Source organism: Sphaerospermopsis sp. LEGE 00249 (genome assembly GCF_014299995.1).
GTDB lineage: Bacteria > Cyanobacteriota > Cyanobacteriia > Cyanobacteriales > Nostocaceae > Sphaerospermopsis > Sphaerospermopsis kisseleviana.
The window spans coordinates 1-23,377 of record NZ_JACJUZ010000064.1; the positions used below are offsets into that span (position 1 = coordinate 1).

A 23,377-nucleotide genomic window follows, 5' to 3' on the forward strand; every position below is an offset into this window, starting at 1 on the left:
GCATACCGCCAGCGTTCATCCTGAGCCAGGATCAAACTCTCCGTTTTGTTAAGTTTGTTTAGCTCTTTTTTGACTGTCTTTTAATACCTCAGTCCGGTATCATTTTCTTTACTTGACGCAGGACTTGCTGTATACTGTCTTTCAAACTATAATATTTTCAAGGTTCGGTGTCCCTCCGAGTCCCGCTCTCTCGCGGCTCTCTTTCAGGCACTTATTCAATATAGCGAACCTATCTTGGAATGTCAACTACTTTTTCCAAGTTTTTTTGGATTTTTTTTCTAATCAGTTCAAATCCTTGTGGTGTAAGGGTTTGAGTTAATAAAATTATTGGCTCGGAATGAATCCAGATGGATTTATAACCCTGGGCGCATGATTTTTTCAGCGACTTGGGGCAAAAACTGTTGCAGTAGATAAAGCAGTTTAGATTTACCAATCAGCATTTCGTAATGATCACGGCTGAAGTTACGCCAAAATTCCTCTACTAAAGTATCTAGCTGTATCTTCTTGCCTTTACCCCGTCCTTGGGTCATGGGTGTGTCTACTAAACGGGCAATAATCTTAAAAACTTTGATGGGAGTACGTTCTAGCTGCCAGCTTAGGGCTTTTGAGGCAATATGCAAACCTGCTTTACTACTACAGTAGATGGGCGCACTTTGCTTTGGTACTAAAGCTAGTTTAGATGTAATCTTGATTATGGCTGCTGATTGTTTGGTCAATAGATGGGGAATCATGAGTAGGTTTGACAGGGTGAAAGATATTGCTGAGTTTGTTTATTTCTGAGTCGGGAATTTCTGTGGGCGATCGCAGGACATGAAACAATTGTTGATAGGGTTGATTACACATATACTTGACTAAATTCCAAAGGTGAGAATTCAGATGAAGAGTTCTGTGGCTGTACTACCACCGTTTTTGGTACTGGATCAATTGTTGCAAAGTTGGTTAATGGAGGATATTGGTAGGGGCGATCGCACTACTCAATCTCTTTTATCCCAAAATTCAACTATCAGACAAGGGAAGTGGGTAGCAAAAGCACCAGGAATAATCACAGGTTTACCGATAGCAGCTAGGGTGTTTCAGTTATTAAATCATCAAGTCAGGTTTGTAGCTGTAAAGTCTGAGGGTGCAAGGTGTGAAGCAGGAGACGTGGTAGCGGAAATTCAGGGTTCATTAGATGCGTTGTTGATGGGCGAACGGGTGGCGCTAAATTTGGCGATGCGGTTAAGTGGAATTGCAACGTTAACTAATATATATGTGGAGAAAATAGCAGATTTACCTGCAATGTTTGTGGATACGCGCAAAACTACACCAGGTTTGAGAATCTTGGAAAAGTACGCATCTGCTGTTGGGGGTGCGATTAATCACCGCATGGGGTTAGATGATGCAGTGATGATTAAGGATAATCATATTGCGGCAGTTGGGGGTATTAGAGAAGCTATTACCCGTATTCGTTCCCAAATGCCTTATCCTCTCACTATTGAAGTGGAAACAGAAAGTTTAGAACAGGTGCAAGAAGCATTAAAGTATCAAGCCGATATTATTATGTTGGATAATATGCCTTTAACAATGATGACTGAGGCTGTGCAGTTAATTCGTGAACAGGATAGCCGAGTGAAAATTGAAGCATCGGGAAATGTAAGTTTAGAAACTATTCGCGCAGTAGCACAAACTGGTGTTGATTATATTTCTAGTAGTGCGCCAATTACTCAATCAAGGTGGTTGGATTTAAGTATGAAAATGATTTAAGCAATGTAGCAGCAGAGGCAAAGCCTTTGTGATGGCATTCCCAGTCTCCGACTGGGAACGAGTTAACGAGTTAAGTATTTTTATTAGTTAGGAAATGTGTAAAACAGCTTTGCCTGGAAAACGTCTATCTACCAGTTTTTGAGCTACATCAGCAATTTCTGTCCAAGGGGCTTCTATGTCAATATGAGGGCGTAATTGTCCTGATTCTACTAATTCCACTAACCATTTTAACCCCACAGATGCGGATTCTTGTTTGAGTTCATGGAAGACTATTAAACCGTAAATACTCGCACCACCAAGGGCATAAAGATTTCCAGCATTAAAAGTTACTTCTCTTCCGGCAGTAGTTCCAAATACTACTGCTTGACCATTTGTACCTAAGAAACCTAACGCTTTGCCGAGAACATCACCGCCTACAGAATCTATTATTAAATGATATGGTCCATATTGTTGAGCAGGGGATATATCTTCACCAATGACAATGTGATGCGCTCCTGCTTCTTTGACGATAGGTTCATACTTAGAAGTACGTAGATGGGCTGTAACCTTTGCACCGCTTAACCGTGCTAATTGAATAGCAAAGTTACCGACACCACCAGAAGCCCCCGTAATTAACACAGGTTGATTGAGGAGAAAACCGCCTTTTTTCATGATATGATAGGCTGTTAAACCTGCTATGGGTAATGTGGCAGCTTGAGCAAATGATACAAAGCGGGGTAGTTCTGCGAGAGAGTGGGTAGGTACTGCAACTATTTCACCCCAAGCACCGGAGGGGAGAAAACCCACTACACGCGCTCCTTGTGGTGGTCCTGAACCGTCTGCGGCGGGTGTTTCTACAGTACCGGCGAGATCCCAACCAGGCCGCCAACCTGCTTGAGCAGTAGAAGCGCGTCTGAGTTCGCCGCGATTGAGTGAAATTGAGGCAACTTTAATTATGGCTTCGTTTGTTGCGGGTGTGGGTGCTGCAACTTCCTTTAATGCTAAACGTCCTGGTACGTTAGGATCAACAACGACAGCGCGAATTTTGTTGTTCATGTTTTTGATATCCTGGTTTGGGTTAAAAACTTGTTTTTCTTTGGTTTATATTACAATTACTTTATCAGAATCAATTTATTATCTTTATTGTCTGAATATTGACAAAACTGATCACAAAAATTATGATGACTAACTTAATCGAATACGAAGACGCTAACCCAGAAGTACGCGCAGTTTACGACGATATCCGCGCTACCAGACAAACTGAATATATCAACAATTTCTGGAAAGCTTTAGCTAATCATCCTCCAACTTTACGCCGTACTTGGGAAAGTCTCAAGGAAATTATGGCGGGTTCTGGGGAAATTGATCCACTGATGAGAGAATTAATTTACATTGCTGTGAGTGTGACTAATAACTGTGAATATTGCATTGCCTCACACACCGCAGCCGCAAAAAATAAGGGTATGACTGATACAATGTTTGGGGAATTGATGGCTATTGTTGGTGCTGCAAATATGACTAATAGGTTTGCAAATGGTTATAAAATTCCTGTGGATGAAATCTTTAAACAGCAGTAAAACTTCAATCATGGACAATTAATAATTACCTATCCCTTGGAGCGAGAAGATTGAAAAAGCGGAATTTTTTTCTTTTTTCCCCTTTAAAGGGGATATTTTAAACCTTGAACGAAACAATTATCAATTGTCAATTATCAATTATTTTCCCAACTTGTTGGAAATACCTTCACAACCACCGGGAATGGTTTTTCTGCTTTTTTCGCCACACCAAGCACAGCAATAACGACGCACGGGTTCTGACATTCTTTGTACATTGCTAAAATCGGCATTTTCTACTACTGCACCGGTGTATTCTCCGGTTTCATAGTCGGGTGGGTGGGTGCGACTGCGGGGTGAGGCTTTTTCTAATGAACCATAAAATAACCGGACACTGTTTAAATCGGCATTACTCAAATTAGCTTCATATAAAATCGTGCGGGCAAGGTTGGCTTTGACTAAATCACAACCACTGAGGTTAGCACGCACTAGATTTGCTTCACTCAAATCAGTCCACCGTAAATCAGTGTAAGAAAGGTCTGCACCGGCTAACATTACGCCTAAATCTATTACCCGTACACCTTCTATTCTGTCTTCGGCGTAGCCACCGCTACCATCGAGAATGGCTCTACCTAAACGGCGATCGCGTTTTAATGGTGTTAACAGTTTGGAACGGGAAAGAAAGCGAAGAATTTTGGCTTTTCCATTGCCATCTACACTACTAAAAATTGCGGCTGTGCGTCCTTCTGCTATGGCTCTTTCCTGCGGCCAGTCTTCTAATAATCCTTCTTCATCTAATACTAAATCAGAAATTCCTTGAAAATAAGAATCTATGGTTTGTTGTTGAGTAATAATATTTTGTTGGACTGTAAGCAGGTTTTGTTGAATAGTTAAATCTTTAGAAATTACATATTGTCGCCAAGCTACATAAACGGCAATAATAGCTATAAGAATTTGTCCTAAAGCACCAAACCATTCTGCTAAAGTTCCTGAAGCTTCCCAGTTAATTTTTTTGCCCCAACGTAAGAGATGATAACCTAAGCCGCTAAATTTCAAGAAGCCAATAATACCTACCAATAAACCAATAAAGGCTAATAATAATGTTCTATCTTCTGGAGAAAACCATTCTTTGATCACATCTTGCAACCAAGGAAATAACATAGCTATGGATAAAACCAAAGTTGCGAAAGTTCCCAAAATACCCAGGAATGAGTTATTAATAGCAATACCAATAAAAGTTAGGGCGATCGCTAATAAAGTAAAAATCAAAGCTCTAGGTTTAACAACAACCTGACTGTGATAACGTTCTCTAAAACCAGATATTGCCCTTTTGAGGGCATTGGTATTTTGGGGAGATTGTAAAGAAGAAATAGCTGCTAAAGCTTGTTGTGCAGCTAAACCTTCTGCCGTGAGTTCATTTTCACTAGCAATATCAAAATCATCGCGTTCTAAATTGTGTTCTGGAATAGGTTCTGACTGTGGTGGATGATAAGAATTAGATTCAAGAGTCATTTTTAGATTTTAGATTTTAGATTTTAGATTTTAGATTGGTAAATTAATTACTGTCACCTGTCACCTCTCCCTTATAACCTACTTTATCAACAAGTCAGGAGTAAGTATCACTTTCGCTAACTTTTAACTCCTGACTTTTGCTTTGAAAATTTATTTTTTATGGAAACGGAAACAAGAATTTGTTAAGCTAGTCCTACCAACTTGGCGCTGAAGTCCCACATTTTTTCAGCTTTAGCATCATCGCTGGCTTCATTGGAAACTTTCTGCACAAAGGACTTACCATCTTTTTTCTGTCTATTTCCCCAACTCCAATAAATTCCAGATTGATTGTAAGCTGGATCTGCTACTACATCGGCTACTCTTTCACCAGCTAATTCTTCGGAAACAAACCCCCCAGTAATATATTTTTGGAAGACGGGGAAGAGTTTCTGGAATAGGGGATAATGGTTGCGGAATAGGGCGGTTGTAGCCACGCAACCGGGATATAGGGAACTAAAAGTAATACCCGTTGACTCATGATAGCGTCTGTGTAATTCTCTCATGGTCAAAACGTTACAAACTTTACTATCTTTGTAAGCTTTAACCGGTTCAAATTTCTTACCGTCAATCATAGTATTGGGAGCTTTAAAACCAGCTTCAAAACCTTTTAAATCTCCTAAATCGGGACGTGGGGGAATTTTACCGCCTAACTCGTTGGGGTTGTGTGTAACTGTTCCTAAAATCACCAGTCTGGGTTCAGAAGTGGAAGCTTTCTTTAGATCCTCCAACATCAAGTTACACAGCAGGAAATGGCCAAGATGGTTAGTAGCCACACTTAACTCATATCCATCAGGGCTAAATAAAGGCTCTTTAATCAAAGGCATATAGATGGCAGCGTTGCACACCAAAGCATCTAATGATCTGCCCGTAGCTCTAAAATCCTGAACAAATTTTCTTACACTATCTAAAGAGCCTAAATCTATGTGTATAATGGTGTAGCTGTCTTTGGGAATCCCCACTGTTTGGGCTGCTGCTTCGGTTTTTTCCAGGTTGCGACAAGCCATAATAACGTGCCAACCTCTCTTAGCTAAAGCCTTGGCTGCATACAAACCCACACCAGAGGAAGCACCTGTGATTATAACCGTTGATTTATGCTGTTGTTCCATCGTCTTGAAAATCTGATGATTGTAGTTCAGTTGTTATTATGATCTCACACCATGTTCATCCATGATCAGCCTTGTAGCTAACGGATTAAAACAGGGAAATGCTGACAAAAAAAAGGATAACAATTTTTGCTAAGTTGCATGAGATTAATTCAATTTAATTTATATATCGACAAATCGTGGGTGATTGCATATTTGGCAGATTTATTTGTAATTATTCAATAAATCCGCATATTTGGTAGTTTTGCCAACATGATCGAGTTGAATATACAGTCAAAGTTATAGATAAATTGCCAATAGATTGTATAAAATAATTGATCAACTATATCTAGACATGGTATAGTTTATGTGAGTTAATCAAAACTTATCAAATTCTTGATTTCTTTTTCATTCAAATACAAGATAATTAATAGCAGTTTAGTGGACTTGGATACAACTTTTAAACATTCAAAAGGCATAACATTAAATTATGAGTTGCGTAGGTGCAGTATGATTTTAAGGCGATACTTTATTGCCTGTGGATTCATGAGTTTTTTGACTGTTGGTTGTGGTGATTTGGCAATATCATCAACAGAATATACCAAGCAAGTTGTACAAGAAAACAATGTTGCTCAACTCATAGCAGAAGTACAAGATAGTCAAAAAGCGGAAAAATTATTCATTCAAGGCAATAATTTTTTAGATACCAGTCGCTATAAAGAAGCTCTGATATTCTATAATCAAGCGATTGAAATTAAAAAAGACAGCGTAGAAACATGGGTAAATCGAGGTAATGCCCTGATAGCTTTACATCGGTATGAAGAGGCTTTAGAATCCTATGATAAAGCGATCGCCATTCGTCCGAATAAAAATGAAGCTTGGTATAATCGAGGAAATGCCTTATCAGCTTTACGGCGTTACGAGGAAGCAGTAAAATCCTACGATGAAGCTATAGTTATTGAACCAGATAAATTTGAAGCTTGGATCAACAGAGGAATTGCACTAACAAAATTACGCAGGTACAAAGAAGGCTTGGCATCTTACAATCAAGCTATCAGGATCAACCAAAATTCCCATCAAGCATATTACAATAAAGCTTGTAATTATGCCTTACAAAATAAACCAGACCTAGCAATTGAGTACCTAGTAAAAGCTATGCAAATGCAACCTGAAAAATACCAAAAATTAGCCCAAACTGACACAGATTTTGATAAAATCAGGGATAAAAAGGAATTTCAGGAATTATTAAAATGAAGAAGTTAGGAGTAAGTAGGGGCGAAGCATTCGGACAAAAATATTGGGAAAAAATCGATAATTTATCATCCGAATGCTTCACCTGTACAGGAGTCAGGAGTCAGGAGTGGAATAGAGAATGAAAAAACTCCTAATTACAGGTGCAAGTGGTTTTTTAGGGTGGCATCTTTGCCAAGTAGCAAAGACAGAGAAATGGGAAATTTATGGTACTTATGCTACCCATTTTTTAGAAATACCAGATGTAAAAATATTGCAAGTTGATTTAACAGATTTTCAGAAATTAAAAGAAATATTCCATCAGATAAAACCAGATGCAGTAATTCATACTGCGGCACAATCTCAACCAAATTATTGTCAACTGCATCCCCAGTCATCTTATACTATTAATGTTACCGCATCTTGTAACATTGCCGGACTTTGTGCAGATCATAATTTACCATTAGCTTTTACCTCTACCGACTTAGTTTTTGATGGTTTAAAACCTCCCTATAAAGAAACAGATCCAGTGTCACCAGTGAATATTTATGGTGAACAAAAAGCGCAAGCAGAAACAGAAATATTACAATTATATCCCCAAACAGCAATTTGTAGAATGCCGTTAATGTTTGGGAAAGAAACACCCACAGCGAAAAGCTTTATTCAGGGATTTATCCAAACATTAAAAGACGGAAAAGAACTGAATTTATTTAGAGATGAATTTCGCACCCCAGTAAGTGCAACCATAGCCGCAAAAGGTTTATTATTAGCATTAGAAAAAGTTAACGGGATAATTCATTTAGGTGGTAAAGAGAGAATGTCTCGTTATGATTTTGGTAAAATTTTAGTTGAAGTAATGCAACTTCCCAGCGATAAATTAAAGTCATGTTTGCAAGATGATGTGAAAATGTCAGCACCAAGGCCAAAGGATGTTTCTTTAGATAGTGAAAAAGCGTTTAGTTTGGGATATCAACCATTATCTGTGAGGGAAGAATTAGAGAGGTTGTAAATAAGGGATTTTGAGGATTTTTTTGTCTGAATCAGGATGTCCAGGATTAAAGGATGCTAGTGAGTTTGTCAATTTCAACATCCCACCAATAATCTACAAAATGAGCGATCTCACTTGTTTAAAAATCTCTTCAATATCAACAGGTAAATAGGGAGAAACAACATCTTCAGCACCATCATGTACATGATGAGGATAGGTTGCAATTTCAGGATGATGGGGTGCGTTATCCCAACGTTTTATTAGTTCTCTATTTTCAGTTTGCCAATGAAAACTATATTTAATTATTTCTACTTGTCCAGATTCTATTTTAAAAAACTCAAACATTTCTAAAAAACTACCATTTTTTAATATCACACGATAACGCCATAAACCTTTATCAGTTTGTGCTTCTTCTCTAAGAATCGTAAAATTTACAACTTCTGGACACAGTGTAATTATAGATTTTAAGCTGTTGTGCATTTAATTTATATAAGGTTAACAGGCAAGATGCCTGTTCCACAAGACTTAAGAATATTAAGATTATACAGTTTAGCTGCATAACAGCTTATCCAGGCTAAATAATCATCGGCATTTTTCATATTTTTCATAAAGCTTGTTCTAACTTATGGATTTTTTTTAAAATGTCTTTGCGGAGTTCACATAAACCAAACCATTCAAAAAAATCCATTTCATCACCTAAACGACCTGAGTTAAATTGTTCCTCAAATTGTTCACAATTTAGTTGATATTTTTGTTCAAATTTTTGTATGTCTGAGTTATAGATATCTAATTTTTGGCGATGACGGGTTAAAATTACGTTTAAAAGTTGTCCAATAATTCTATCTAGTTCTGTATTGTCGTTACAATTTTCTGTGAGTAATTCTAATTTTTCTAATGTATTCATAATTTTAGATTGGATGAAGTTGATTAGTTTTGCATATTTTAGCACGTTTTATATTTTTTGTCAGAATCAGGATATCCAGGATTAGAGGATTTTCAGGATGTTATTGTTTATTTGAGGTGGGGATTTTGAGGATTTTCAGGATGTTGTTGTTGATTTGAAGTGGGGATTTTGATGATTTTTTTGTCAGAATCAGGATGTCCAGGATTAAAGGATTTACAGGATGTTGTTGTTTACTTGAAGTGGGGATTTTGATGATTTTTTTGTCAGAATCAGGATGTCCAGGATTAAAGGATTTACAGGATGTGGTTGTTTTATTGTCTATGAGAAGTACAGATTTTAGGATGTGAGATAATCAATTATCTGTTAAATTATCTATTTTGATTTGTTGACTTTTAGAGTAACTTTATTGTAGAATCTTCAAATATTCACAAACAATTTATCAATCACAATCCTGAAAATCCTTTAATCCTGGACATCCTGATTCTGACAATGAAAATTTCATCATCCCACTAATAACCTACAAATAACAATCCTGTACATCCTCAAATCCTGGACATCCTGATTCAGACAATGAAAATTTCAGCATCCCATGAATAATCTATCAATCACAATCCTGTACATCCTCAAATCCTGGACATCCTGATTCAGACAATGAAAATTTCATCATCCCACTAATAACCTACAAATAACAATCCTGTACATCCTAAAATCCTGGTTATCCTGATTCAGACAATGAAAATTTCAGCATCCCATGAATAATCTATTAATAACAATCCTGTACATCCTAAAATCCTGGACATCCTGATTCAGACAATGAAAATTTCAGCATCCCACCAATAACCTACAAATAACAATCCTGTACATCCATGAACACGCCCAATAATAAAAAATTAGATGAAATCACATATATAATAAATGGGTGTGCAATGAAGATACACCGAACTTTGGGAAATGGTTTTCAGGAGGTGATTTATCAAAGATGTATGGAAATTGAGTTACAAAAATCAGGTTTAGGTTTTGGAAGAGAGGTAGAACAAGTAATTTATTATGAAGGTATTGAGGTAGGAACACGCAGAGCGGATTTTATAGTTGAAAATCAGGTTGTGGTGGAGTTGAAAGCGATAATTAATTTAGAAGATGTCCATTTAGCGCAAGCAAAAAATTATTTGGTAGCTTATAATTTTCCTGTGGGTTTATTGATTAATTTTGGTGGTTTGAAGTTGGAATATAGGAAGGTTTTTAATTCTAGATATCATGTTTAATTGTCAGAATCAGGATAACCAGGATTTAAGGATTTTCAGGATGTTGTTGTTTATTTGAAGTGGGGATTTTGAGGATTTTTTTGTCAGAATCAGGATAACCAGGATTTAAGGATTTTCAGGATGTTGTTGTTTATTTGATGTGGGGATTTTAAGGATTTTTTTGTCAGAATCAGGATAACCAGGATTTAAGGATTTTCAGGATGTTGTTGTTTATTTGATGTGGGGATTTTAAGGATTTTTTTGTCTGAATCAGGATATCCAGGATTATAGGATTTTCAGGATGTGGTTGTTTTATTGTCTATGAGAAATAGAAACTTTGGGATGATTGATAAGATAAATTATCTGTTAAATTATTAAATTATCTGCTGTTACTTCTTGACTGTTGGTGTAACTGTATTTTATCATCTTTCAATATTTACAGACAATTCATCAATTACAATCCTGAAAATCCTCAAATCCTGGACATCCTGATTCTGACAATTTAAAATTTCAGCATCCCATGAATAATCTATAAATAACAATCCTGTATATCCTAAAATCCTGGACATCCTGATTCAGACAATGAAAATTTCAACATCCCACCAATAACCTACAAATTACCAACTAACCATACAAACTGTAGGTTGGGTAGAACGCAGTGAAACCCAACGATTTAATCATCATATTTGGGTAAAGTAAAAATTTATAAGATAATTTATAATATTATATTGTAATTAGATGTAAGATTTGCTATAATATTAAAATTATTTAGTTAAGTGAAAATCAATGATTTCAGAACAAGAATTATTAACAAAATGGCGATCATTACCCCAGGATAAACAAGAAGAAGTTTTAAAATTTGTGGAATTTATGCAATTGAAAACCACAGTCAAAAAACCGCCTTTAGGGGAACGTTTACGAGAAATTCGCTCTAGAATTGTTGCATCTGGTAAACCATTATTAAATGCAGATGAAATAGAACAAGAATTAGCTGCTCGTAGAGGTGGAATCCAAGGTACAGAAGAATGATTATAACTTATATTGATTCAGGGGTGTTACTGAGTGCAACCAATGGTACTGGTTTAATTGCAGAAAAAGCATTAGAAATACTATCAGACTCACAACGGGTATTTGCTGCTAGTGAGTTTGTCAGATTAGAAGTAAGTCCTAAAGCAGTTTATCATCAGCAAACAGCAGAATCTCAATTTTATGAAGAGTTTTTTAATGATGTTATTTACTGGGCAAATGATCTAACTTATATTGTACAAGAGGCTTATAAAATCGCTTCTCAGTATGGATTAGCTGCTATGGATGCACTTCATGTAGCTGCTGCTTTTTCTGTTGGTGCTGAGGAGTTAATTACTACTGAGAAGAAAACAAAACCGATGCACAAAGTAGTTGGTATTAAAGTAATTTCTATTTTTGATTAAGATGTTTTTTGTCTGACAATGAAAATTTCCACATCCCACCAATAACCTCAACCAACAGTTGCACTAAAATCAACATTGTGAGCTAAGATGTTAAATATAAATATTCACTACACAATATAATGTTATGGCGATCGCTATTTCCCTGACTCCAGAACTAGAAGCAAGACTACGCGAAAAAGCAGCACAACAAGGAAAAGATATTAGTTTAGTTGCGGCTGAATTATTAAAAAATATCCTAGATTGGGAATTAGAAGACTCACAAGCAGCTATTCAAGGTATTCAACAAGGATTAGAAGATTTTGAAGCAGGAAGATTTCGTTCTTTTGATGATTTTGCAAAAGAACAACGTCGTAAATATAACCTGCCTCAAGATGTATGAAATACTATATTGATATTTCTTATATTGATTCAGGTTTCCAAGGATTAATAATAGAAATACCACATCCTTCAAAATCAGTAACATTGCGTGTTGCTATAGTTGCTTTATGAGTATAACAAATAGCAGCAATTTGAGCATCAGGTTGAGAAATTGGAGTACCATTTTTTCGTCGTTGAGATGCAATATCAGCAAATGCTACAGCAGCATTTTGATCAAAAGCTAGAACTCGTCCAGCGAAATCTTCAGAAAACATTAGTTGTGCTGTTTGACTAAGTTCTTCGCGTCGTTTTCCTTCAGGAAGTAAAGCAATACCATAGAGAATTTATGCTTGAGTAATTGTTGTAGTAAACAGACTCATTAAAGGTTGTGCTGCTACCCATTCACGAACTATTGCTGATTTTTGAGTTTTCATGAGTTCGGAAATGACGTTTGTATCAAGAATAATCATTTTTAAATGTGTAATTTAATCAGCAAATATTGAATCTGTGCGGATTGGTTCTCTTTTAATTTCCGGTAATTCCAAATCTTCAAAATCGGCAAAACGTTTTTCGATTAAGGTTACTAAGTTTATAGGATTTTGCTGATTTTCTATGAGAACAAGACGGAGAATTTCTGTAATTTCTTGTTCTAGGGAATTTCCATGTTTTTCTGCTCGTTTCTGTAACTGATTTTTCAGATCATCATCAAGGTTGGAAAGTGTAATATTAGTCATAATCATTTTAGGGTTAAAGGATATGTTTATTATACACTATCAATCTAATTTTTTTGTCAGAATCAGGATATCCAGGATTATAGGATGTACAGGATGTTGTTGTTTTATTGTCTATGAGAAATAGAGACTTTGGGATGATTGATAAGATAAATTATCTGGTTAAATTATTAAATTATCTGCTGTTACTTCTTGACTGTTGGTGTAACTGTATTTTATCATCTTCCAATATTTACAGACAATTTATCAATAACAATCCTGTACATCCTCAAATCCTGGACATCCTCATTCAGACAATGAAAATTTCAACATCCCACAAATAACCTACAAATAACAATCCTGTACATCCTAAAATCCTGGACATCCTGATTCAGACAATGAAAATTTCAACACCCCACCAATAACCTACAAATAACAATCCTGAAAATCCTAAAATCCTGGACATCCTGATTCAGACAATGAAAATTTCAACATCCCACCAATAACCTACAAATTACCAACGAACCATACAAACTGTAGGTTGGGTAGAACGCAGTGAAACCCAACAATTTAATCATCATCTATATTATTGTGAAAGTGTTGGGTTTTCTAAGGTAAAGGTAAAAATTGAGCGATCGCACTAAAGTTGTTGTAATCAAAAAGGCCAGCGCGGGTCATTAGGGTTTAATTCCCCATCAGCGACTAGTCCTGCTAGATATCCAAACTCCGCATCGTCATCATCATTTCTATATTCATAATCATAATCATTATCATTGGCATCATCACTATCATCTATAGTATTCAGAAAATCCTGATATACTTCTTCAAATTCTTTAGGAGTTAAAACTACCTCCTCATTTCTTAATTCCTTAATATAACTATCTCCTTGTTGACAATACTTTCTAAAATCAATTATCTGTTGTTTAGGTTCTGAGCAGGGGAAAGCTGTAAAAAATTTATTGAGAGTTGTGAGCATTTCCATTAGTTTTGAGATACTCTCTCTTTGCTCATTACTATAAGATTTAGACTGATAATAAGCTTTATACAAAGCTAAATCTAACAATTCTCTCAACTGCTCGCTATTTTGGTTGTTATTTATATTTTCGATATTCCAGTTACCTCTCTTTACTAGGTCTTCGTCATGAGTGCGTAAATAGGTATAGGTCGTATCAAATGGTAGAAACCGTTTAGCTTTGGCTAGTCTGTCATCTAGGGGATGAACCTTGTCAAAAAATACACGAGGTATAACGATTGGTTTTTGTTGAAAGCTTGCACAACCATAATCTGTCAAAATTACGAATTTCTCAAAGTAAATTATGTATAAATCATATTCATAGTCATATTCATTATCTGAACGAGGACTCTCTTTTGTGTAAGTACGATATTCTGGATAAATTTCTACTTTATCGTAACTAGGTAATATTTCAAGAATGTTCATTTTCTTATTAGTAAAGTTTTGTAGGTTGGTTAGAGGACGTTGGAAAACTTTTTCATGTGGTATATAAAACTGGTATATCCCCTTAAATCCCCCTTTTAAAAGGGGTTGGGGGTATCTCAATTAATTCTGATACTTTTCAAACATCCTCTGAAGTTAATTTGATAATCTCTTCTAGAGTAAATCCTTTATCTTCAAATTTTTGGCTTAATTCAGGATATTCCATTAGCACAGAAATAATATCCCTCAATACACGCTTTGTCTCCCATCCTTTTGATTTCCACAATTCCTCAGATGTTTCTTTTCCAACAATACTTGCAAACTGCTCATAGAATTTAGCCTCACTAATCTCCTGTTGTTTAGCAAGTGCAGCATTAGCAACAGTGAACACCTGCTTTATATCCTGCAATAATTCATTCAGCTTTTGTTCTGGATCTGTCATTATTGTTAATATAACCATTTATTAACTTACCTATTTTATTTTAACACAAATTCAGGCAGTCTGTAGGGTGCGTTACATTTCATTAACGCACCCTACAAATTAACTAACTATAAGCCTCCATCGGTAAACAAGAACAAACAAAATTCCGATCGCCAAAAGCAGCATCTATCCTACCCACACTTGGCCAGAACTTAAACTCCTTACTCCAACTAGCAGGATAAGCAGCTTGTTCACGAGAATAATCATGTTTCCACTCACCAACAATCAAACTTTCCGCAGTGTGAGGCGCATTTTTCAACACATTATCTTGCAGATCCATCTTACCAGATTCAATCTCAGAAATCTCCTTTCTAATGGCAATTAACGCCTCACAAAAACGATCCAATTCTTCCTTAGATTCGCTTTCCGTTGGTTCAACCATTATTGTACCAGCCACAGGCCAAGAAACAGTAGGTGCATGAAAACCATAGTCCATTAACCGCTTCGCAACATCATCAATTTCGATGTTTGCTGATTTTTTCACAGCACGTAAATCTAAAATACATTCATGTGCTACAAAACCATTTTTTCCGCGATATAAAACCGGATAAAAAGATTCTAATTTCTTAGCGATGTAATTAGCATTTAAAATCGCAACTTTGGTAGCTTCCGTTAACCCCTCTGCACCCATCATTGCAATATACATCCAAGAAATTACCAAAATACTCGCACTTCCCCAAGGTGCAGCAGAAACAGCACCAGAGAATTTTGGATTTTGGATTTTGGATTTTGGATTATTTTCCTGTATTTTAATTACAGAATGACCAGGTAAGAACGGTACAAGATGGGAAGCGACACCAATAGGACCCATTCCCGGACCACCACCACCATGAGGAATACAGAAAGTTTTGTGTAAGTTCAAATGACAAACATCAGCACCAATATTACCAGGACGACAAATACCCACCTGAGCATTCATATTAGCACCGTCCATGTAAACTTGTCCACCATGTTCATGAACTATGGCACAAATTTCTTGAATTGCTTCTTCAAATACTCCATGAGTTGATGGATATGTCACCATTAAAGCTGCTAATTCATGACTATGTTTTTCAGCTTTCGCTTTTAAATCAGCAACATCAATATTACCCTGATCATCACAAGCAATTCCTACAACCTTCATTCCACACATTACCGCACTTGCAGGATTTGTACCATGTGCAGATTGAGGAATTAAACAAACGTTTCTGTGTGCTTCTCCCCGATTTTGATGATATTCTCTAATTACCAAAAGTCCCGCATATTCACCTTGAGAACCTGCATTTGGTTGTAAAGAAATTCCTGCAAAACCTGTAATTTCTCCTAACCATGCTTCTATTTGTTGGAATAAAATTTGATAACCTCTAGTTTGAGAAATTGGCGCGAAAGGATGGATTTTCCCAAATTCTGACCAAGTTACAGGAATCATTTCTGAAGTTGCGTTTAACTTCATGGTACAAGAACCCAAAGGAATCATTGATGTTGTTAATGATAAATCCTTGGTTTCTAATTGATGCAAATAACGCAATAATTCCGTTTCTGAATGATAGCGGTTGAAGATGGGATGAGTTAAATAAGTAGTGGTGCGAAAGGTGGGGAGACTTGCACTGAGCGAAGTCGAAGTGTGGGGAGAATTTATTTCTGCGATGGTAAAAGGTAATTCATCTTTGAGAGCGAAAATTTGCAATAAATCAATTACATCTGCTTCCGTTGTCGTTTCATCTAAGGAAATTCCCACATCAGAATTATCAAAAATTCGCAAGTTGATATTTCTGGCATCCGCAGCTTCTAAAATTGCCTGTAAACTAGTATTTCCTAACTCAATCCGCAGTGTATCAAAGAAGTTATGACTAACAGTTTTATAACCTAACTTTTGCAAACCTGCGGCTAAAGTTGCTGTTAATTGGTGGATATTTTGGGCGATCGCTCTCAGTCCATCGGGTCCATGATACACTCCATACATCCCCGCCATCACTGCCAACAGTACCTGCGCTGTACAAATATTACTAGTAGCTTTATCTCTGCGAATATGTTGCTCACGGGTTTGTAATGCTAACCGATAGGCAGGTTTACCATGAACATCTTTTGATACACCCACAATCCGCCCTGGAACTAAGCGTTTATACTCCTCTTTGGTAGCAAAATAAGCCGCATGGGGTCCACCGAATCCCATTGGAATACCGAAGCGTTGAGTGCTTCCTACTGCTATATCAGCCCCTAATTCACCGGGGGGTGTGAGTAATGTTAAGCTAAGAGGATCTGCCGCAATTGTCACCAATGCACCCTGAGCATGGGACTTTTCTATAAAGTGGCGATAGTCGTAAATTTTACCGTCGGTTGCGGGATATTGCAGAACTGCCCCAAAGATAGTTTCCGAAAAATCAAAGGTTTGATGATCACCGATAATGATATTAATGCCTAAAGGTTTAGCGCGAGTCTCCAATACATCAATAGTTTGGGGATGACACGCACTAGAAACAAAAAAGTTATGGGATTTATTCTTACAGATACCATAACTCATACTCATTGCTTCTGCTGCTGCGGTCGCTTCATCTAGTAAAGATGCGTTAGCAATTTCTAAACCAGTTAAGTCAATAATCATGGTTTGGAAATTTAACAACGCTTCCAAACGTCCTTGAGCGATTTCTGGTTGATAGGGGGTGTATGCGGTGTACCAACCGGGATTTTCTAAGATGTTGCGTTGAATCACTGCTGGGGTGATACAATCGTAATACCCCATACCGATGTAAGAACGGTAAACTTGATTCTTTTCAGCGATTTGTTTTAACTTTGCTAATGCTGCATATTCGCTTTGTGCTGCTGGTAATTTTAAATCTTGGTTAAAGCGAATAGATGAAGGTACGGTTTTAGCGATTAAATCATCTAAATTAGATAAACCTAATAAATTCAACATTTGTTGAACGTCATCAGCTTTTGGTCCGATGTGTCTTTTAGCAAACTCGCTTACTTGGTTGATTTTAGCCGAAACTTGAGGACGTGGGGGATTAGCTACCACAAATTGCTCTCCAGATGTCACAGTTTAATATATTGTAATGATTACTTTGAGGGAATAGGAAAATAGAAATATTTACACCAGGAGTCAGGAGTCAGGAGTCAGGAGTTATTTATTTTGGATTTTGGATTTTGGATTTTGGATTTTGGATTGTTTTTGTCATCTCCAATCTAAAATCTAAAATCTAAAATCTAAAATTTTCCTCACCTGTCACCTGTCACCTAGTTTACGAACCTTCTACCAAAGCACTATACTCACTAGCTGTCATGCCATCTTCAACTTCCCCAGGATCATTAACACGCACTTTGATAAACCAACCATCACCATAAGGATCATCAACTATTGACTCAGGAGAGTTAATCAAATCTTCATTGCGTTCTACTACTGTACCTGTAACTGGTGATTTCAGGTCTTCTACAGCTTTAACAGATTCAATTGTACCAAATGAGTCTCCCTTGGAGACCCCATCACCAATTTCTGACAGATCCAAAAATACAATATCACCCAGTTGATCTATAGCAAACTCAGTAATACCGATAGTGGCTATTTCCCCATCTAAACGTACATATTCATGAGTATCTTGATAGCGTAAATCATCGGGATATTCAAAAGCCATAACACTTCCTCTTCCACGTTAAAAAAATGGTGTTACCAGAGTAACCCAAACAACATTATTCCTCAAAAATCTCAAAACTTATCAGTTAGTAACACGATTTTTTGAGCGATAAAAAGGACGTTTTACCACGACCGCAGGATAAGCTTTACCGCGTATTCCCACTTCTAACTGCTGTTTAACGGTTGCTAACTGACTGGAAACATAAGCTAAAGCAATGGGATAACCAAGGGTAGGTGATAAAGTACCACTTGTTACTTCTCCCACTACTTCACCTGATGATAATACGGAGTAGCCATGACGGGCAATATTTCGCCCTTGGGTTTGTAAACCTACGAGTTTACGATGTACTCCCCCGGTTTTTTGTTGTTGTAAAATCTCCCGACCGATAAAATCGCTTTTTGTATCTAAATGAACCAACCACCCTAAACCCGCTTCTAGGGGTGTGGTGTTGTCGTCGATATCTTGTCCATAAAGTGCCATTGCTGCTTCTAAACGCAATGTATCTCTACAACCCAGGCCACAGGGAATGACACCAGCATCATAGAGACTTTGCCACAATTTTATCCCTACTTCGGTATCTACCATCACTTCAAAACCATCTTCCCCAGTGTAGCCTGTACGCGCAAGGAAAGCGGGTTGACCAAAAATGGTTGTTTCTAAATGCCCAAAGGCTTTGATAGGGGTTAAATCATCGGATACAAAAGATTGTAAAATATTGGTAGCTTTTGGACCTTGAACAGCTATTAAGATTTTGTCCCGTGACAGGTCTTTAAATTCTACTTGATTCAGGTCAAGATGTTGTAATAACCATGTTTTGTCTTTGTCGGTAGTGGCTGCATTAACGATAATGACTACTTTTTCGGTGTCTGTATTTTCTCTACTTTGGTAGTAAATTATGATATCATCAATAATTCCCGCTTGCTCATTTAACAATACTGTGTATTGAGCTTGACCGGGTTGGAGACGACTTAAATCGGAAGGAACTAATTTTTCCAGTTGGGAAATCAGGTTTTGACCTTGGAGAGTAAATTTACCCATGTGGGAAATATCGAACATCCCCGCAGCATTTCTGACAGCTTGATGTTCTTGGGTAATACCACTATATTGTACTGGCATTTCCCACCCACCAAAGCTGGTAAAGCGGGCTTTGAGTTCAACACCGATGTGATATAAAGGAGTTTGCGCTAGAGTTTGGGTAGTATTTTCTGGTTTAGCCACGGGTATTTTCTGTATTTTAGGTATTTTAGGTATTTTGGGCGATCGCACATTAATATTCAATACTGTTCGGTTAAGAGTTTCCGTAGGTTAGGTTAAGCGATAGTGAAACCCAAAAAAAGCTTATCAATGTTGGGTTTCCTAACGTCAACCCAACCTACATAATTATATTTTTTGGGCTTAACCGAAAAGTATTGCATCAATATTTACCTATCTTAGTATCAAGTCAAAAGTCACGCACTCAAAAGTTAAAACCAAAAACTTCTGAACTCCTGAACTCCTGTACGGGCGAAGTAGGGGCGAAGCATTCGGAAAATAACCTGTGATCAAAATTGATAATTTATCGCCCGAATGCTTCGCCCTTACAGGAAAATAGCCTTTTCATAAAATTGATAATTTGTCGCCCGAATGCTTCGCCCCTACGACTCCTGACTCCTGACTCCTATTCCTAACTGGCAACTTGGGTTAATAATTAATATTGTTGAGATTTATTAAGCAAAAATTATGAAGCGTGGGCAAATTTGGCAAATACTTGCTAGTGTAGTTTTAGCTGTGGTATTGTTTGTATCCCCCTTATCGGCACAAGCAGCAAGTTCTTCCAGTATTACCCGTTCTGCGGGGGATGAAGTACAAGGTCAAGATTTTTCTGGACAAAATTTAATAGGTAAAGAATTTACCAACATTAAATTAGAGAATGCTAACTTTAGCAATGCTGACTTACGGGGTGGAGTGTTTAACGGTACTCTGTTAGAAGGTGTAAATTTACATGGTGTAGATTTTAGTCAAGGTATTGCTTATTTAGCCAAGTTCAAAAATGCTGATTTAAGTGATGCAGTATTGACAGATGCGATGATGTTGCGTTCAATTTTTGATAATGTTAATGTTACTGGTGCGGACTTTACCAACGCGGTTTTAGATGGAGTAGAGATTAAAAAACTTTGTGCTAAAGCTAGTGGTATTAATTCTAAAACTGGTGTAGATACTCGTGAATCTTTAGGATGTAGATAGGGGTTAAGGTAGGTGACAGGTGACAGTGAAGAAAGCAGGGGAAGAAATTCGAGAAATTGGAGAAAAATTGAGTCTTTATTCTGCCTCCCCTGCTTCCCCTGCCATCTGCCTCCTGACTCCTAAATTATTTGCAAAGTTTTTTCCATTTCTAATCTTTGTTCTGCATTACCTAAAAAATACCCATCAATCATTGCTGAACCTAACAACTTTCCTAATTCATCTCGACTAGTAGTAATCATAGTACTATATGTATCATGAGGCAAATTACCTAACATAGCAACAATAGATTTTTGAATCAATTCCAATACTTCTGGTGAGTTAGGTTTAGATAGTCGGGATACTGCTTCTGGATTTAAAGATTGTATGTATTGCCAAAACTGATCTTGATTTTCTTGTGGTGCGAAATACTCAGGCTGAGAATTGGAAAGATTACTCATGGCAGTTACTTTCAACTCGCTTGATTATCAATTTATCAAGATATTTCGCAAATAATAGTCAAAGAAACCGAACATCAGAAGATGGGTTTATTCTACAGCAGGAAGTAAAAAATGATAACTACGTTTGATTGTGAATTATATCATATAATAATTTATGAACACTACTAAAAACTACTCGCAATCTATCAACCATGAATCAAACCAATAATATCAGCATTCTGGAAAAGTTTGTCAACACAGTAATGGGAGTAAAACCAGGAAATCAAAAACAATCTCTGAACACATCAGCAGCAACACAAGAACTAGATATCAAAGCAGTAATCGTTTATAAACTAGGAACTATCCTGCAAATATTTACAATGATTCTATTATTACTAGGAATGGAAAAATTAGTAAATTTGATTGATAGTAATTCTGCCTTTCCTAGTTGGGTTAGCACTGTAGTTACTGCCTTATTTTTTGCCTTATTAAGTATTCGTTCTCGGATTTTTTCACTTTTAGATAATACCCGTTCTCGCACAACTTATGATCAAGTAATTAGACCAAGATGGTCTCCCCCACCTTTAGCATTTCCTATAGTTTGGATGCTGATTGCTGTTTTACGGGTGATTTCTTCTGTGTTAATTTGGCAAGAATTAGATCATCAATTCTTAGTATTACCTTTCATTTTATTTGTGATTCATTTAGCAGTTGGTGATACTTGGAATACAATTTTTACCGTAGAACGCAGATTAGGTGCTGCTGTTCCAGTTGTGATTTTAGGACCTTGGTTATCTGCGATTATTGTCACAGCAATTTATTGGCAAACTGTTCCTTTAGCGGCAATGATTTTATCTTTTTCTTGTGTGTGGTTAACTGTTGCTGCTGCGTTGGTGTTTAGGATTTGGCAATTAAATGGATCTGAACCATTGTATCCTTTAAAGTTGGCATCTGTGGAAGATTAGAGGGGGAAATTTAGGATGGCGATCGCCTCTGGCGCTGCGCTCCGCGCAATCGCTATTTTTTAGTTGATAGAAAATAAGAGCGATCGCACTAATCAAAACCATTTAACTATAACTCTTCAATTGTCACTAAACCACCTTCTGTAAATTGGATAGATAACTCATAACCATCAAGTAAAGCAGTTCCCAATAAAGGACGCTTTCCTGTAGCTAAAACATTAACTTCTCTTTCCTCACCATTCCAGATAATAGTGGCTTGATGTATGGGTATATCTACCCAACTATTATTAGCTAGATTTGCAGGTAATTCATAGAGAAAAGGTAAATTCATTAAAGTAACTGCTGCTGATGGTAAACTAAGATCGCCTGTAAACCCTGTATCAATCACAAATTCAATAGTAAAATCTGGTTTATTTGGCAGACGAAATATCACATTTACAGTTGCTCGGCCATTTTTAATAATACCAGTTATCACCGATAGTCACGCTCCATATCACCACAGAAAGAAACAGCGACTTTATAACCTATGCGAAGTCCATATAATCTGGCTAATGGGTTTTTACTCCGTAAATAACGCGCTGACTCTATCCCTGTTTTATCAACTGCATATTCACCAGTTTCTATATCAATAATCACCATTTTACCGATGTTTTCTTCAGTTTCGACTTGTGAACGAATGCTATTTTCGTATAATTCTTTAGCACGTTTGGCAACTTCTTCACTGCTGAGGAGAATGGCTTGCATTTTATGTCATCCTTTTTTTGTGATTATGTTTATTATACTGGATTTATAATAAAATTTATTCTTCTTCAGCTAAATTGATATATAATGAAAATAAATAATTTTTGATATCTTCTCATGACATTACAAGAATTGCAAAAACAAGTATTACAGTTACCAATGAGTGAACGCTGGCAATTGGTACAAACTGTATTAGAGTCAATAAAAGAAGAATCTATTTCAGCATCAAAGAAAGGTAATTTATCTCGACTGCGTGGTATTGCTAAAGGTGTCAATATAGCTAGGGATGAGAATATTAATGGAGATTATGCGAATTATCTAACTGAAAAATACCAATGAAACGAATTTTTATAGATACGAATATCGTCCTAGATTTTTTACTGGAACGAGAACCTTTTGTAGAAGATGCAGCAAGGTTATTTGCAAAAATTGATGCTGGTGAGATTGCAGGGTTTATTGCTGCTACTACAATTACTAATATTTATTATATAATTCGTAAAGCCGCAGGTGTAACAGTTGCTCAAGATGCAATTTCTCAAATTCTCACAGATTTACACATTTGCACGGTTGATAGAAACATTTTAGAAACAGCAGTAGCTTGAAATTTTCAAGATTTTGAGGATGCTGAGCAGTATGCTTGTGCTATGAAATCAATGGTAGATGTGATTGTCACTCGTGATGTGTCTGGATTTTTAGGTTCAGAAATTCCAGTGATTTTACCTGGGGAGTTAAATCATATTTTT

The 23,377-nt window shown here is 36.7% G+C and carries 28 protein-coding genes and 1 pseudogene; 12 read left to right on the forward strand and 17 right to left on the reverse strand.

All coding sequences use genetic code 11. From position 1 onward, the window contains the following. Positions 1–353: 353 nt before the first annotated feature. Together H5968_RS18980 and H5968_RS18985 are read right to left on the reverse strand one after the other, a co-directional pair. Positions 354–716 (reverse strand): SDR family NAD(P)-dependent oxidoreductase, encoded by a 363-nt coding sequence (locus tag H5968_RS18980; protein ID WP_255427187.1) that lies wholly within the window; start codon positions 714–716, stop codon positions 354–356. Next, positions 676–843 (reverse strand): hypothetical protein, encoded by a 168-nt coding sequence (locus H5968_RS18985; RefSeq protein ID WP_187041206.1) that lies wholly within the window; start codon positions 841–843, stop codon positions 676–678. The genes H5968_RS18980 and H5968_RS18985 overlap by 41 nt, the downstream gene beginning before the upstream one ends. Before the next feature lie 33 nt (positions 844–876). Between H5968_RS18985 and nadC the strand changes: the two genes are divergently transcribed. Continuing rightward, positions 877–1,743, forward strand: a complete 867-nt coding sequence (nadC, locus tag H5968_RS18990) for a carboxylating nicotinate-nucleotide diphosphorylase (protein WP_187041207.1) — start codon at positions 877–879, stop codon at positions 1,741–1,743. Positions 1,744–1,830: 87 nt separating this feature from the next. Here nadC and H5968_RS18995 read toward each other — a convergent pair whose 3' ends face one another. Next, entirely contained in the window at positions 1,831–2,778 is a 948-nt protein-coding gene (locus tag H5968_RS18995; protein WP_187041208.1) for a zinc-binding dehydrogenase, read from the reverse strand. 125 nt (positions 2,779–2,903) lie between these two features. On the opposite strand from H5968_RS18995, the gene H5968_RS19000 reads away from it, so the two are divergent. After that, positions 2,904–3,299 carry a carboxymuconolactone decarboxylase family protein gene (locus tag H5968_RS19000; RefSeq protein WP_096571157.1) on the forward strand — a complete coding sequence of 132 codons (396 nt, stop codon included), beginning with the start codon at positions 2,904–2,906 and terminating at the stop codon, positions 3,297–3,299. A gap of 138 nt (positions 3,300–3,437) precedes the next feature. Here the strand turns inward: H5968_RS19000 and H5968_RS19005 are convergent, their stop codons facing one another. Together H5968_RS19005 and H5968_RS19010 are read right to left on the reverse strand one after the other, a co-directional pair. Continuing rightward, positions 3,438–4,787, reverse strand: coding sequence for a pentapeptide repeat-containing protein (locus H5968_RS19005; RefSeq protein WP_096571155.1), 1,350 nt, complete (start codon positions 4,785–4,787; stop codon positions 3,438–3,440). Positions 4,788–4,969: 182 nt separating this feature from the next. Then, positions 4,970–5,932: a protochlorophyllide reductase gene (locus H5968_RS19010; protein ID WP_187041209.1), complete on the reverse strand. Its 963-nt coding sequence runs from the start codon at positions 5,930–5,932 to the stop codon at positions 4,970–4,972. A gap of 486 nt (positions 5,933–6,418) precedes the next feature. Here H5968_RS19010 and H5968_RS19015 point away from each other — a divergent pair, with 486 nt between their 5' ends. Both H5968_RS19015 and H5968_RS19020 read left to right on the forward strand, forming a co-directional pair. Beyond that, entirely contained in the window at positions 6,419–7,162 is a 744-nt protein-coding gene (locus tag H5968_RS19015; protein ID WP_187041210.1) for a tetratricopeptide repeat protein, read from the forward strand. Between the two features lie 118 nt (positions 7,163–7,280). Beyond that, positions 7,281–8,147, forward strand: a complete 867-nt coding sequence (locus tag H5968_RS19020) for an NAD(P)-dependent oxidoreductase (RefSeq protein WP_187041211.1) — start codon at positions 7,281–7,283, stop codon at positions 8,145–8,147. 93 nt (positions 8,148–8,240) lie between these two features. On the opposite strand, the gene H5968_RS19025 is transcribed toward H5968_RS19020, so the two are convergent. Next, the gene (locus tag H5968_RS19025; protein ID WP_187041212.1) at positions 8,241–8,606 is read right to left on the reverse strand and encodes a DUF6516 family protein; all 366 of its coding nucleotides are present in this window, start codon (positions 8,604–8,606) and stop codon (positions 8,241–8,243) included. A 124-nt stretch (positions 8,607–8,730) separates the two neighbouring features. Beyond that, positions 8,731–9,030, reverse strand: coding sequence for a hypothetical protein (locus H5968_RS19030; protein ID WP_096571146.1), 300 nt, complete (start codon positions 9,028–9,030; stop codon positions 8,731–8,733). Between the two features lie 866 nt (positions 9,031–9,896). Here H5968_RS19030 and H5968_RS19035 point away from each other — a divergent pair. The 4 genes from H5968_RS19035 to H5968_RS19050 all read left to right on the forward strand — a co-directional run bounded on the left by H5968_RS19035 (position 9,897) and on the right by H5968_RS19050 (position 12,080). Next, positions 9,897–10,292, forward strand: coding sequence for a GxxExxY protein (locus tag H5968_RS19035; RefSeq protein WP_187041213.1), 396 nt, complete (start codon positions 9,897–9,899; stop codon positions 10,290–10,292). A 765-nt stretch (positions 10,293–11,057) separates the two neighbouring features. After that, positions 11,058–11,300, forward strand: coding sequence for a hypothetical protein (locus H5968_RS19040; protein ID WP_096571142.1), 243 nt, complete (start codon positions 11,058–11,060; stop codon positions 11,298–11,300). Next, positions 11,297–11,701, forward strand: coding sequence for a PIN domain-containing protein (locus H5968_RS19045; protein WP_137667490.1), 405 nt, complete (start codon positions 11,297–11,299; stop codon positions 11,699–11,701). The genes H5968_RS19040 and H5968_RS19045 overlap by 4 nt, the downstream gene beginning before the upstream one ends. Positions 11,702–11,825: 124 nt before the next feature. Then, entirely contained in the window at positions 11,826–12,080 is a 255-nt protein-coding gene (locus tag H5968_RS19050) for a hypothetical protein (protein WP_187041214.1), read from the forward strand. 19 nt (positions 12,081–12,099) lie between these two features. On the opposite strand, the pseudogene H5968_RS19055 reads toward H5968_RS19050, so the two are convergent. The 7 genes and pseudogenes from H5968_RS19055 to gcvT form a co-directional block, all read right to left on the reverse strand. Next, positions 12,100–12,528 (reverse strand): annotated as a pseudogene (locus H5968_RS19055) (type II toxin-antitoxin system VapC family toxin). 15 nt (positions 12,529–12,543) lie between these two features. After that, positions 12,544–12,792: a plasmid stability protein gene (locus H5968_RS19060; protein ID WP_187041215.1), complete on the reverse strand. Its 249-nt coding sequence runs from the start codon at positions 12,790–12,792 to the stop codon at positions 12,544–12,546. Positions 12,793–13,423: 631 nt separating this feature from the next. After that, complete coding sequence (locus tag H5968_RS19065) at positions 13,424–14,206, reverse strand: hypothetical protein (protein ID WP_187041216.1); 783 nt, start codon at positions 14,204–14,206, stop codon at positions 13,424–13,426. Between the two features lie 136 nt (positions 14,207–14,342). Beyond that, on the reverse strand, positions 14,343–14,663 hold the full coding sequence (locus tag H5968_RS19070; protein ID WP_222620732.1) for a hypothetical protein: 321 nt from the start codon (positions 14,661–14,663) through the stop codon (positions 14,343–14,345). Between the two features lie 85 nt (positions 14,664–14,748). Then, positions 14,749–17,679 carry an aminomethyl-transferring glycine dehydrogenase gene (gcvP, locus tag H5968_RS19075; protein ID WP_187041231.1) on the reverse strand — a complete coding sequence of 977 codons (2,931 nt, stop codon included), beginning with the start codon at positions 17,677–17,679 and terminating at the stop codon, positions 14,749–14,751. Between the two features lie 223 nt (positions 17,680–17,902). Continuing rightward, positions 17,903–18,292, reverse strand: coding sequence for a glycine cleavage system protein GcvH (gcvH, locus tag H5968_RS19080; protein ID WP_187041218.1), 390 nt, complete (start codon positions 18,290–18,292; stop codon positions 17,903–17,905). An 81-nt stretch (positions 18,293–18,373) separates the two neighbouring features. Next, the gene (gene gcvT, locus H5968_RS19085; RefSeq protein ID WP_187041232.1) at positions 18,374–19,510 is read right to left on the reverse strand and encodes a glycine cleavage system aminomethyltransferase GcvT; all 1,137 of its coding nucleotides are present in this window, start codon (positions 19,508–19,510) and stop codon (positions 18,374–18,376) included. A gap of 501 nt (positions 19,511–20,011) precedes the next feature. Between gcvT and H5968_RS19090 the strand changes: the two genes are divergently transcribed. Continuing rightward, complete coding sequence (locus H5968_RS19090) at positions 20,012–20,515, forward strand: pentapeptide repeat-containing protein (protein WP_187041219.1); 504 nt, start codon at positions 20,012–20,014, stop codon at positions 20,513–20,515. A 119-nt stretch (positions 20,516–20,634) separates the two neighbouring features. Here the strand turns inward: H5968_RS19090 and H5968_RS19095 are convergent, their stop codons facing one another. Continuing rightward, complete coding sequence (locus tag H5968_RS19095) at positions 20,635–20,952, reverse strand: DUF760 domain-containing protein (RefSeq protein ID WP_187041220.1); 318 nt, start codon at positions 20,950–20,952, stop codon at positions 20,635–20,637. Between the two features lie 191 nt (positions 20,953–21,143). On the opposite strand from H5968_RS19095, the gene H5968_RS19100 reads away from it, so the two are divergent. Further along, the gene (locus tag H5968_RS19100) at positions 21,144–21,896 is read left to right on the forward strand and encodes a TspO/MBR family protein (RefSeq protein WP_187041221.1); all 753 of its coding nucleotides are present in this window, start codon (positions 21,144–21,146) and stop codon (positions 21,894–21,896) included. 106 nt (positions 21,897–22,002) lie between these two features. On the opposite strand, the gene H5968_RS19105 is transcribed toward H5968_RS19100, so the two are convergent. After that, on the reverse strand, positions 22,003–22,368 hold the full coding sequence (locus H5968_RS19105) for a clan AA aspartic protease (protein WP_187041222.1): 366 nt from the start codon (positions 22,366–22,368) through the stop codon (positions 22,003–22,005). Continuing rightward, the gene (locus H5968_RS19110; RefSeq protein WP_187041223.1) at positions 22,365–22,637 is read right to left on the reverse strand and encodes a hypothetical protein; all 273 of its coding nucleotides are present in this window, start codon (positions 22,635–22,637) and stop codon (positions 22,365–22,367) included. The genes H5968_RS19105 and H5968_RS19110 overlap by 4 nt, the downstream gene beginning before the upstream one ends. Before the next feature lie 114 nt (positions 22,638–22,751). Here H5968_RS19110 and H5968_RS19115 point away from each other — a divergent pair, with 114 nt between their 5' ends. Then, on the forward strand, positions 22,752–22,973 hold the full coding sequence (locus H5968_RS19115; RefSeq protein ID WP_187041224.1) for a hypothetical protein: 222 nt from the start codon (positions 22,752–22,754) through the stop codon (positions 22,971–22,973). Next, on the forward strand, positions 22,970–23,236 hold the full coding sequence (locus tag H5968_RS25835; RefSeq protein WP_255427188.1) for a PIN domain-containing protein: 267 nt from the start codon (positions 22,970–22,972) through the stop codon (positions 23,234–23,236). Before H5968_RS19115 ends, H5968_RS25835 begins: the two co-directional genes overlap by 4 nt. The last annotated feature ends 141 nt before the right edge of the window (positions 23,237–23,377 follow it).

Coding starts and splice junctions, on each gene's coding strand:
- H5968_RS19115 (WP_187041224.1), top strand. CDS start 22,752: ATGACATTACAAGAATTGCAAAAACAAGTATTACAGTTACCAATGAGT.
- H5968_RS19045 (WP_137667490.1), top strand. CDS start 11,297: ATGATTATAACTTATATTGATTCAGGGGTGTTACTGAGTGCAACCAAT.
- H5968_RS19015 (WP_187041210.1), top strand. CDS start 6,419: ATGATTTTAAGGCGATACTTTATTGCCTGTGGATTCATGAGTTTTTTG.
- H5968_RS25835 (WP_255427188.1), top strand. CDS start 22,970: ATGAAACGAATTTTTATAGATACGAATATCGTCCTAGATTTTTTACTG.
- H5968_RS19025 (WP_187041212.1), bottom strand. CDS start 8,606: ATGCACAACAGCTTAAAATCTATAATTACACTGTGTCCAGAAGTTGTA.
- H5968_RS19035 (WP_187041213.1), top strand. CDS start 9,897: ATGAACACGCCCAATAATAAAAAATTAGATGAAATCACATATATAATA.
- H5968_RS19000 (WP_096571157.1), top strand. CDS start 2,904: ATGACTAACTTAATCGAATACGAAGACGCTAACCCAGAAGTACGCGCA.
- H5968_RS19060 (WP_187041215.1), bottom strand. CDS start 12,792: ATGACTAATATTACACTTTCCAACCTTGATGATGATCTGAAAAATCAG.
- H5968_RS19090 (WP_187041219.1), top strand. CDS start 20,012: ATGAAGCGTGGGCAAATTTGGCAAATACTTGCTAGTGTAGTTTTAGCT.
- H5968_RS19030 (WP_096571146.1), bottom strand. CDS start 9,030: ATGAATACATTAGAAAAATTAGAATTACTCACAGAAAATTGTAACGAC.
- H5968_RS19050 (WP_187041214.1), top strand. CDS start 11,826: ATGGCGATCGCTATTTCCCTGACTCCAGAACTAGAAGCAAGACTACGC.
- H5968_RS19110 (WP_187041223.1), bottom strand. CDS start 22,637: ATGCAAGCCATTCTCCTCAGCAGTGAAGAAGTTGCCAAACGTGCTAAA.
- gcvH (WP_187041218.1), bottom strand. CDS start 18,292: ATGGCTTTTGAATATCCCGATGATTTACGCTATCAAGATACTCATGAA.
- H5968_RS18985 (WP_187041206.1), bottom strand. CDS start 843: ATGTGTAATCAACCCTATCAACAATTGTTTCATGTCCTGCGATCGCCC.
- H5968_RS19095 (WP_187041220.1), bottom strand. CDS start 20,952: ATGAGTAATCTTTCCAATTCTCAGCCTGAGTATTTCGCACCACAAGAA.
- H5968_RS19070 (WP_222620732.1), bottom strand. CDS start 14,663: ATGGTTATATTAACAATAATGACAGATCCAGAACAAAAGCTGAATGAA.
- H5968_RS19005 (WP_096571155.1), bottom strand. CDS start 4,787: ATGACTCTTGAATCTAATTCTTATCATCCACCACAGTCAGAACCTATT.
- H5968_RS19020 (WP_187041211.1), top strand. CDS start 7,281: ATGAAAAAACTCCTAATTACAGGTGCAAGTGGTTTTTTAGGGTGGCAT.
- H5968_RS19065 (WP_187041216.1), bottom strand. CDS start 14,206: ATGAACATTCTTGAAATATTACCTAGTTACGATAAAGTAGAAATTTAT.
- H5968_RS19040 (WP_096571142.1), top strand. CDS start 11,058: ATGATTTCAGAACAAGAATTATTAACAAAATGGCGATCATTACCCCAG.
- H5968_RS18995 (WP_187041208.1), bottom strand. CDS start 2,778: ATGAACAACAAAATTCGCGCTGTCGTTGTTGATCCTAACGTACCAGGA.
- H5968_RS19010 (WP_187041209.1), bottom strand. CDS start 5,932: ATGGAACAACAGCATAAATCAACGGTTATAATCACAGGTGCTTCCTCT.
- H5968_RS19100 (WP_187041221.1), top strand. CDS start 21,144: ATGAATCAAACCAATAATATCAGCATTCTGGAAAAGTTTGTCAACACA.
- nadC (WP_187041207.1), top strand. CDS start 877: ATGAAGAGTTCTGTGGCTGTACTACCACCGTTTTTGGTACTGGATCAA.